Raw genomic sequence first — 9,081 nt, forward strand, 5'->3', positions numbered from 1 at the left:
GTACGACCGGGCTTCGCGCTTGAGCCCTCGACGCCGAAGGAAGCCCTGTGCCGTTCGCACGTGCCGTCCGTCCTGCCCGTCCTGCCGTTCTGTTCCTGGCCGGCGCCCTGTTGCTGGCCGGCTGCGGCTCCTCCGGCCCGGCGGATCCCTCGGGCCCGGCGGGGAAGGGCGGGGCCGCCGGCTATCCGGTCCGGCTCGACAACTGCGGGCGGCAGATCGGTGTCGACGGCCCTCCGCGGCGGGCCGTCTCCCTCAACCAGGGCACGACCGAGATCATGCTCTCCCTCGGGCTGGCCGACCGCATGGTGGGCACCGCCACCTGGACCGACCCGGTGGCCGAGGGCCTGGCGAAGGCGAACGCGAAGGTGCGGCGCCTCGCCGACAACGCCCCCTCCTTCGAGAAGGTCCTGGACACCGAACCCGACTTCGTCGCCGCCTCCTTCGCCTCCACCCTCGGCAAGGGCGGGGTCGCCCCGCGCGAGCAGTTCGAGAAGCTCGGCGTGCCCACCTACCTCTCCCCCTCCGACTGCGTCGGCAAGGACAACAGCGGCGACGGCGACGGCGTCCGCACCGAGCCGCTGACCATGGAAGCGGTCTACGGCGAAGTACGCGACCTGGCGCGGGTCTTCGGCGTCCGGGAGCGCGGCGAGCGGCTCGTGGCCGGGCTGAAGGGCCGGGTGACCGAGGCCACCGCCGGACTCGACGCCCGAGGCGTGACCCTCATGTACTGGTTCGCCAACTCGCAGTCCCCGTACCTCGCGGGCTGCTGCGGCGCTCCGGGCATCGTCACGAACGCGCTCGGCGCGAAGAACGCCTTCGACGACACCCAGGAGGAGTGGCCCCAGGTCAACTGGGAGACCGTCGCCGACCGCGATCCCGACCTCCTCGTCATCGGCGACCTGACCCGCAGGCAGCAGACGGCCGAGACCGCCGCCAAGAAGATCGAGTTCCTGGAGTCGAACCCGGTCACCAGGAACATGACCGCGGTGAAGAAGAAGCGGTACGTGCTGCTGTCCGGACAGGCCATGAACCCGACCGTCAGGACCGTCGAGGGCATCGAGAAGGTCGCGGCGGCGCTGCGCAGCCACGGCCTCGCGAAATGACCGGCGCGCCGGCCGCGCCCACGGCGGTGGCCAGGGCCGCGGCGGCGGGCGGACTGCGCCGCGCGCTGCTGTGGGCGTCCGGTCTCGCGCTGCTGTGCGCCTCGGTCGCCGTGGCCATCACCATCGGCCCCGCGGACATCGCCGTCGGTGACGTGTGGTCCGCGGTCGCGTCCCATCTCGGCTGGGGCCAGGCGGAGTTGACGCCGCTGCGGGACGGCATCGTGTGGAACCTGCGGCTGCCGCGCACCCTGCTCGCCGCGGTGTGCGGCGCCGGCCTAGCGGTGTGCGGGGCCGTGATGCAGTCCCTGCTGCGCAACCCGCTCGCCGATCCCTTCGTCCTCGGGGTCTCCTCCGGCGCCTCGACCGGCGCGGTGCTGGTCGTCGTGCTCGGCGCGGGCGGCGGCCTCCTGTCGGTCTCCGGTGGCGCGTTCCTCGGCGCGCTGGTCTCCTTCGCTCTGGTGCTGCTGCTCAGCCACACCCTCGGCGGCACCACCGACCGGGTGGTCCTCGCCGGGGTCGCCGCCATGCAGCTGTTCTCCGCGCTCACCTCCTTCGTCGTGATGACGGCCGCCGACGCGGAGACCACCCGCGGAATCCTGTTCTGGCTGCTCGGCTCGCTCAGCGGCGCCGACTGGACGGACGTGACCGTCGGCGCGGCCGCGCTGGTCGTGGCGCTGGCGGTCTGCCTCGGGCACGCCAAGGCGCTGGACGCGTTCGCCTTCGGGCAGGACGCGGCCCTCTCCCTCGGCGTCTCCGTGGCCCGCACCCGGCTGGTGCTGCTGTGCACCACCGCGCTGCTCACCGCCGCGCTGGTGAGTTCGGCCGGGGCGATCGGCTTCGTCGGGCTGGTGCTCCCGCACGCGGCACGCGCCCTCACCGGCCCCGGCCACACCCGGCTGCTGCCCGCCACGGCCCTGACCGGCGCGGTGTTCCTGGTCTGGGTCGACACCCTCGCCCGCACCGTGCTCGACCCGCAGGAGGTGCCGGTGGGCGTGGTGACCTCCCTCATCGGCGTCCCCGCGTTCGTCGCCGTCCTGTACCGCGCGAAGGGCACCCGATGACCGGCTCCGAGGCGACCGGCCCGGCGGCGAGCGGCCCGGCGGCGAGCCGTTCGGCGGCCGCCGGCTCCGAGGGGCTGCGCGCCGACCGGGTCACCCGGACGGCCGGCGGCACCCTGATCCTCGACGGGGTCAGCCTGACGCCCCGCCCCGGCGCCGTCACCGGCCTGCTCGGCCCGAACGGCTCGGGCAAGTCCACCCTGCTGCGCCTGCTCGCGGGCGTGCTCGCGCCGGACTCCGGCGTCGTCACCCTCGACGACCGCCCGCTGGCCCGGGTGGGCCGCCGCGCCGTAGCCCGGCGCGTCGCCGTCGTCGAGCAACAGGCCGACACCCAGCTCGCGTTGAGCGTCCTCGACGTCGTACGCCTCGGCCGCGTCCCGCACCGCCGCGGCTGGGCCTCCGCCTCCGCCGCCGACGAGGAGGCGGTCCGCTCCGCGCTGGCCCGCACCGGCCTCGCCGACAAGGCCCACCGGCCCTGGCACTCCCTCTCCGGCGGCGAGCGCCAGCGCGTCCAGATCGCCCGGGCCCTCGCCCAGGAACCCCGCGAACTCCTCCTGGACGAACCCACCAACCACCTCGACATCCAGCACCAGCTCGCCCTGCTGACCCTGATCACCGAACTCCGGGTCACCAGCGTCGTCGCGTTGCACGACCTCAACCTGGCCGCGATGTACTGCGACCGGCTCGTCGTCCTCAAGGAGGGGCGTGTGGTGGCCTGCGGCGGCCCGCACGACGTCCTCACCGAGGCGCTCGTGGCCGACGTCTACGGTGTCCGGGCCACCGTCACCGCCGACGGCCCGGGCGACCGCCCCCACATACGCTTCCTGGGCGCCGTACCGGCCCTCTGACGCGGTGTCCGCCGCCCGCTACTCCGCTCCCGTCGCGATACCCCTGAGCCGCTCCAGGGCCTGCTCCGGCCCCGCCACGACCCGGACGCCCGCGGGCGCCGGCGGCCTGCGCACCACGACCACGGGCAGCCCCGCCGCGCGGGCGGCGGCCAGCTTCGGGGCGGTGGCCGCTCCCCCGCTGTCCTTGGTCACGACGACGTCGATCCGGTGCCGGCGCAGCAGTGCGCGCTCGCCGTCGAGGGTGAAGGGCCCGCGGTCGAGCAGCAGTTCCATGCGGGACGGGACCGGCGCCTCGGGCGCTTCGACGGACCGTACGAGGAACCACAGGTCGTCCAGGGCGGCGAAGGCGGCCAGGCCCAGGCGTCCGGTGGTGAGGAACACCCGCCGGCCGAGCGGGGGCAGCAGTTCGGCGGCCTCCGCGAGGGAGGCGGCCTCGTGCCAGACGTCGCCCGCCACCGGGACCCAGCCCGGGCGGCGCAGCGCGAGCAGCGGAACACCGGTGCCGGCCGCGGCCATCGCCGCGTTGCGGCTGATGGTGCCGGCGAAGGGGTGGGTGGCGTCGACGAGCGCGTCGACCGCGTGCCCGCCCAGCCACGCGGCCAGCCCCCCGGCCCCGCCGAAGCCGCCCACGCGTACCTCACCGGGCGGCAGCCGGGGCGTGGCCACCCGTCCGGCCAGGGAGGTCGTCACGCGGAACCCGGACAGGGGGTCGGCCGCCAGGAGTTCGGCGAGGCGCCGGGCCTCGGTGGTCCCGCCCAGGATCAGTACGTGCACGAAAGTCCGGTTCCCTTCCGCGATACGCGGTCCGAGCGGCGCGGCCCGGGGCGGTCGCGGCGCTTCACTGAAGCACACTGGTCCCGGCCCGGCGAACCCCCGTCGCAGGTGGGAGCGTCGGGCGCGGCCGACGGGCCGCCAGGGCATTGACTCACCCGGATTGACTTAGAGTAGCCTTGCCTAAGTTGACCGGTTTCCGGAGGGTGGCTGGTGGGATCAGGGGAACAGTCGGGGCGGGACGTCCTGACGCGCTCGGTCAGGGGGCAGGCGCGGCGCGTCGGCCTCGGGGCGGCGCTCGGGTGTGTGCACCAACTGGGGGAAGCCCTGGTCCCGGTGCTCATCGGTGTCGTCATCGACCAGGCCGTGGCCGGACAGGACGCCGGGCGGCTCGCCCTCTGGCTGGCCGTCCTGGCCGTGATGTACGTGGCGCTGTCGTGGAGTTTCCGGCTGGGCGCGCGGGCCGGTGAGCGCGGTGCCGAAGAGGCCGCGCACACCCTTCGCCTGGCGATCGTGCGCCGGGTGCTCGACGCCCGCGGCGGCGCCGAGGACGGACGGCTGCCCGGCGAGCTGGCCAACGTCGCCACCGAGGACGCCAAACGCGTCGGCGCGGTCAACATGGCGCTGATGAGCGGGATATGGGCGATCGCCGGCATCACCGTCAGCGCCGTGTGGCTGCTGCTGACGTCCGTGCCGCTGGGGCTGATCGTGCTGCTGGGCACGCCGGTGCTGCTGTGGCTGGGGCATCTGCTGAGCAAGCCGCTGGAGCGCCGCAGCGAGGCCGAACAGGACCGGGCCGCCCATGCCTCGGGGGTGGCCGCCGACCTGGTGGCCGGACTCCGGGTGCTGAAGGGGCTGGGCGCCCAGCAGGCGGCCGTCGAGCGGTACCGCCGTACCAGCCGCGCCTCCCTCGCGGCCACCCTGCGCGCGGCCCGTGCCGAGTCCTGGCAGACCGGGCTCGTCCTGGCCCTGACCGGCGGGTTCATCGCGCTGATAGCGCTGGTCGGCGGACGGCTGGCGCTCGACGGCTCGCTCACGTTGGGGCAGTTGGTGTCCGCGGTGGGTCTCGCGCTGTTCCTGCTGGGGCCGTTGGAGACGTTCGCCTGGGTCAACGCCGAACTGGCGCAGGGCCGGGCCTCGGCCGCCCGGGTGGCGGAGGTCCTCGCCGCCGCGCCCGCCGTGGTGGGCGGGGACGCCCCGGTGGCGGAACCGGTGCGCGGGGAGCTGCGGCTGCGCGGGGTGCGGCTCGGCGGGCCGGACGGCGTCGACCTCGAGGTCCCGGCCGGACGGCTGACCGGGATCGCCGTGACCGATCCGGCCTCCGCCGAGGCCCTGTTGCGCTGTCTGGGCCGGGAGACCGACCCGGAGTCGGGTTCGGTCGAACTCGACGGAGTGCCGTTGACCCGGCTCGATCCGGCGGCGCTGCGGGCCGCGGTGCTGGTGGCCGCCCATGACGCCGTGCTGTTCGACGGCTCGCTGGCCGCGAACGTGACTCCGGAAACGGAGTCACGGAGCGGCCCGGCGGAGGACGGGGTGGAGGCCGGGGCGAAGGACGGAGCGGCGGACGGGGCGGCGGATCTCCGGACGGAGCGCGCCATGGCCGCCGCCCACGCGGACGAGGTGGCCCGCTCCCTGCCGCGCGGCGCCGCGACCGGCGTCGGCGAGGGCGGCCGGTCGCTGTCCGGCGGTCAGCGTCAGCGCGTCCTGCTGGCACGCGCCCTGCGCGCCGGGCCGCCCGTCCTGGTCGTGCACGATCCGACGACGGCCGTGGACGCGGTGACCGAGGCGCGCATCGCCGAGGGGCTGCGCGAGATCCGGCGCGGCCGCACCACGGTCGTGGTGACCAACAGCCCGGCGCTGCTGGCCGTCGCCGACCGGGTGATCCTCCTCGACGGCGGCCGGGTCGGCGCCCAGGGCACGCACGCCGAACTCGTACGGGCCGAGGCGACCTACCGGACGGCGGTGCTGGCGTGACCACCGAACAGACAGAGACCGCGACGGCGCAGGCCGGGCCGGTCGAAGCCGAGCGGGCGCTGCTGCCGACGGCGAGTCCCGCTCGTACCCGGGCCGCGGTGCGCGAGTTGTTGCGGCCGCACCGGGGGCTGGCCTGGGGCGGGTTCGGGCTGATGGTGCTCGCCACCTCTGTCGGGCTGCTCACCCAGCCGCTGCTCGGCCACATCGTGGACGTGGTCACCGAGCGGCGCTCCCCCGACGCGCTCACCGTGCCCGTCGTCGCACTGGCCGGGGTCGCCGTGGTGCAGGGCATCACGACCGCGCTCGGCATGTCGCTGGTGTCCCGGCTCGGCGAGACCGTGCTCGCCCGGCTGCGCGAGCTGTTCGTGGAGCGTGCGCTCTCCCTGCCGCTGGAGCGGCTGGAGAAGGCGGGCTCCGGCGACCTCAACGCCCGCGTCACCCGGGACGTCTCCCGGGTCGCCGACGCGGTGCGCGGCGCCCTGCCCGAGCTGGCGCGCTCCGCGCTCTCGATCGTGCTGACCCTGGGCGCCCTCGCCCTGCTGGACTGGCGGTTCCTGCTGGCCGCGCTCGTCGCCCTGCCCGTACAGGCGCACACCGCGCGGTGGTACATGCGCAACGCCGTGCCCCTGTACGCCAAGGAGCGCATCGCCACCGGGGCCCAGCAGCAGCAGTTGCTGGACACCATCGGCGGGGCCCGGACCGTGCGGGCGTACCGGCTCCAGACCGGGCACGCCCGGCGGGTCACCGACCGCTCGCGGGCGTCGGTGGAGCTGACGATGCGCGGGGTGCAGCTGGTGCTGCGCTTCTACAGCCGTCTGCACATCGCCGAGTACGCGGGCCTCAGCGCCGTCCTGGTCACCGGGTTCCTGCTGGTGCGCTCCGGCTCCGCCTCGGTCGGCACGGCCACGGCCGCCGCGCTGTACTTCCACAGCCTCTTCGGACCGGTGAACACCGCGCTCGTGCTGCTCGACGACGCCCAGTCGGCGACGGCGGGACTGGCCCGGCTGGTCGGGGTGGTGGACGAACCGGCGCCCGAGTCCGCCGAGCGCGCGGACGACCGTTCGACCGCGGCCGGCGCCCCGTCCGTGACGCTGACCGCCGTCTCCCACGCGTATGTGCCCGGCCGCCCGGTGCTGCACGGCGTCGACCTGGAGATCCGGCCCAAGGAACGGGTCGCTCTGGTCGGCACGACCGGGGCGGGCAAGACGACGCTCGCGAAGCTGGTGGCGGGGCTGCACCGGCCGCAGGGCGGCCGGATCGACATCGGCGGCGTCGAACCGGACGAGTCCGGCCGCCTGGTGGGGCTCGTCACCCAGGAGGTGCACGTCTTCGCCGGACCGCTCGCCGACGACCTGCGGCTGGCCCGTCCGCAGGCGGACGACGAGGAGCTGCGCGAGGCGCTGGCCACGGTGGGCGCCCTCGGCTGGGCCGAGGCGCTGCCGGAGGGCCTGGAGACGGTCGTCGGCGACGGCGGACACCGGCTGACCGCCGACCGGGCCCAGCAACTCGCGCTGGCCCGCCTCCTGTTGGCCGACCCCCCGGTCGTGGTCCTCGACGAGGCGACCGCGGAGGCGGGCAGCTCGGGCGCCCGCCAGCTGGACGAGGCCGCCGAGCAGGCCCTGCGGGGCCGTACGGCGCTCGTCGTGGCGCACCGGCTCAGCCAGGCCGCCACCGCCGACCGGGTCGTCGTCCTCAGCGACGGCCGGGTCGTGGAGAGCGGCACCCACCAGGAACTGCTCACCGCCGACGGCGCGTACGCCACCTTGTGGCACGCCTGGTCCGGCAGCCGCTCCACCGCCCCGGACGGCCCCTGACGAGAACCCTGTCCGCCATCCCCCCGCCCCGGATCCAGCCACCCCCCGCCGAAAGCACCGCGACGAACAGAAGGATCATCCGATGCCCCGCGCCACCAGAGCCTCACGGCTGTCCGGCCTGCTCGCCTCCGTAGTCCTGCTCGCCGTCGCGGCCGTCGGCTGCGGCGATTCCGACTCCGGTTCCGGTTCCTCGACCTCCGGCGCGAAGGGGTCGGACTCGTCGTCCGCCGCCGGCGCCTTCCCGGTGACACTCGACCACAAGTACGGCAGTACGACGATCAAGTCCGAGCCCCGGCGGATCGTCACCGTCGGTCTCACCGACCAGGACGCCGTCCTCGCGCTGGGCAAGGTGCCGGTCGGCACGACCGAGTGGGTCGGCGGCTACAAGGGCGCCGTCGGTCCGTGGGCCGAGGACAAGCTGGGCGGCGCGGCGGCGCCGACCGTCCTCACCGACACCGGTACCGGGCCGCAGGTGGAGAAGATCGCCGCCCTGAAGCCCGATCTCATCCTCGCCGTGTACTCGGGGCTGACCAAGGCCCAGTACGAGAGCCTGTCGAAGTTCGCGCCGGTGGTCGCCCAGCCGAAGGCGTACAACGACTACGGCGTGCCGTGGCAGCAGCAGACCGAGGAGATCGGCAAGGCGCTCGGCAAGGAGACCGAGGCCAAGACGCTCGTGTCGGGCGTCGAGGACAAGTTCGCGGCCGCCAAGAAGGCCAACCCCGCCTTCGCGGGGGCCACGGCCGTCATGGCGACCCCGTACGAGGGCACGTTCGTCTACGGCAGCCAGGACACCCGCTCCCGGATCCTGTCCGGTCTCGGCTTCTCGCTGCCGAAGGATCTCGACAAGGTGATCGGGGACACGTTCGGCGCCAACATCAGCAAGGAGCGCTTCGACCTGCTCGACCAGGACGTCGACGTGTGGATCGTGCCGGACCTCACCACGGCGGTCACCAAGCTGCACGGCGACAAGATCTACTCCGACCTGAACGTGGTGAAGCAGGGCCGTGAGGTCTTCGTCCAGGAGACCGGCGACTACGGCAACGCGGTGTCGCTGTCGACCGTGCTGAGCCTGCCCTACGTCCTCGACCGCCTGGTGCCGCAGCTCGCGGCGGCGGTGGACGGCAAGACCGCCACGAAGGTGGAGCAGCCGGCCTCCTGACCGGTCCCACGGCATGACGGAGGGGGCGGGCCCGCACGGGCCCGCCCCCTCCTTCGTGTCCCGCCGGGCTCAGGTCCCGCCGGGCTCAGGTCCCGCCGGGCTCAGCCCCCGTCGACGAGGCTCTTGGGCCGCAGGTCCGTCCAGTTGGCCTCGATGTGGTCCAGGCACTCCTGGCGGGCGGCCGGGCCGTGCGCGACGGTCCAGCCGGCCGGGACGTCCACGAAGTCGGGCCACAGGCTGTACTGGCCCTCGTCGTTGACGAGGACGCGGTAGACGCCGTCGGGGTTCTCGAACGGGTTGCTCATGCCGGGGTCCTTGTCTCTCTGGATCTGTCCGATCCGGTCTGTACTCATG

The 9,081-nt window shown here is 74.5% G+C and carries 8 protein-coding genes; 6 read left to right on the forward strand and 2 right to left on the reverse strand.

What is annotated here, in order from left to right; all coding sequences use genetic code 11:
- The first annotated feature begins 47 nt into the window (after window positions 1-47).
- Genes ABT070_RS12920 through ABT070_RS12930 form a run of 3 tightly spaced genes read left to right on the forward strand, consistent with a single transcriptional unit; the run spans window position 48 to window position 3,009 of the window.
- A complete protein-coding gene (locus tag ABT070_RS12920) occupies window positions 48-1,103 on the forward strand; it encodes an ABC transporter substrate-binding protein (protein WP_351758724.1) in 1,056 nt (351 codons plus the stop codon).
- Window positions 1,100-2,164, forward strand: a complete 1,065-nt coding sequence (locus ABT070_RS12925; RefSeq protein WP_351758726.1) for a FecCD family ABC transporter permease — start codon at window positions 1,100-1,102, stop codon at window positions 2,162-2,164. Before ABT070_RS12920 ends, ABT070_RS12925 begins: the two co-directional genes overlap by 4 nt.
- Window positions 2,161-3,009 carry an ABC transporter ATP-binding protein gene (locus ABT070_RS12930; protein ID WP_351758729.1) on the forward strand — a complete coding sequence of 283 codons (849 nt, stop codon included), beginning with the start codon at window positions 2,161-2,163 and terminating at the stop codon, window positions 3,007-3,009. The genes ABT070_RS12925 and ABT070_RS12930 overlap by 4 nt, the downstream gene beginning before the upstream one ends.
- 18 nt (window positions 3,010-3,027) lie before the next feature.
- Here ABT070_RS12930 and ABT070_RS12935 read toward each other — a convergent pair whose 3' ends face one another.
- On the reverse strand, window positions 3,028-3,783 hold the full coding sequence (locus ABT070_RS12935) for a cobalt-precorrin-6A reductase (RefSeq protein WP_351758731.1): 756 nt from the start codon (window positions 3,781-3,783) through the stop codon (window positions 3,028-3,030).
- Window positions 3,784-3,993: 210 nt separating this feature from the next.
- On the opposite strand from ABT070_RS12935, the gene ABT070_RS12940 reads away from it, so the two are divergent.
- From ABT070_RS12940 to ABT070_RS12950, 3 genes are all read left to right on the forward strand, one after another.
- Window positions 3,994-5,754: an ABC transporter ATP-binding protein gene (locus ABT070_RS12940; protein WP_351758733.1), complete on the forward strand. Its 1,761-nt coding sequence runs from the start codon at window positions 3,994-3,996 to the stop codon at window positions 5,752-5,754.
- Window positions 5,751-7,568: an ABC transporter ATP-binding protein gene (locus ABT070_RS12945; RefSeq protein ID WP_351758735.1), complete on the forward strand. Its 1,818-nt coding sequence runs from the start codon at window positions 5,751-5,753 to the stop codon at window positions 7,566-7,568. Before ABT070_RS12940 ends, ABT070_RS12945 begins: the two co-directional genes overlap by 4 nt.
- Before the next feature lie 82 nt (window positions 7,569-7,650).
- Window positions 7,651-8,727, forward strand: coding sequence for an iron-siderophore ABC transporter substrate-binding protein (locus tag ABT070_RS12950; protein WP_351758738.1), 1,077 nt, complete (start codon window positions 7,651-7,653; stop codon window positions 8,725-8,727).
- A 101-nt stretch (window positions 8,728-8,828) separates the two neighbouring features.
- On the opposite strand, the gene ABT070_RS12955 is transcribed toward ABT070_RS12950, so the two are convergent.
- A complete protein-coding gene (locus ABT070_RS12955) occupies window positions 8,829-9,032 on the reverse strand; it encodes an MbtH family protein (protein ID WP_351758741.1) in 204 nt (67 codons plus the stop codon).
- Window positions 9,033-9,081: the final 49 nt, after the last annotated feature.

Origin of the sequence: Streptomyces sp. NPDC002884 (assembly GCF_040295245.1) — a bacterium.
GTDB lineage: Bacteria > Actinomycetota > Actinomycetes > Streptomycetales > Streptomycetaceae > Streptomyces.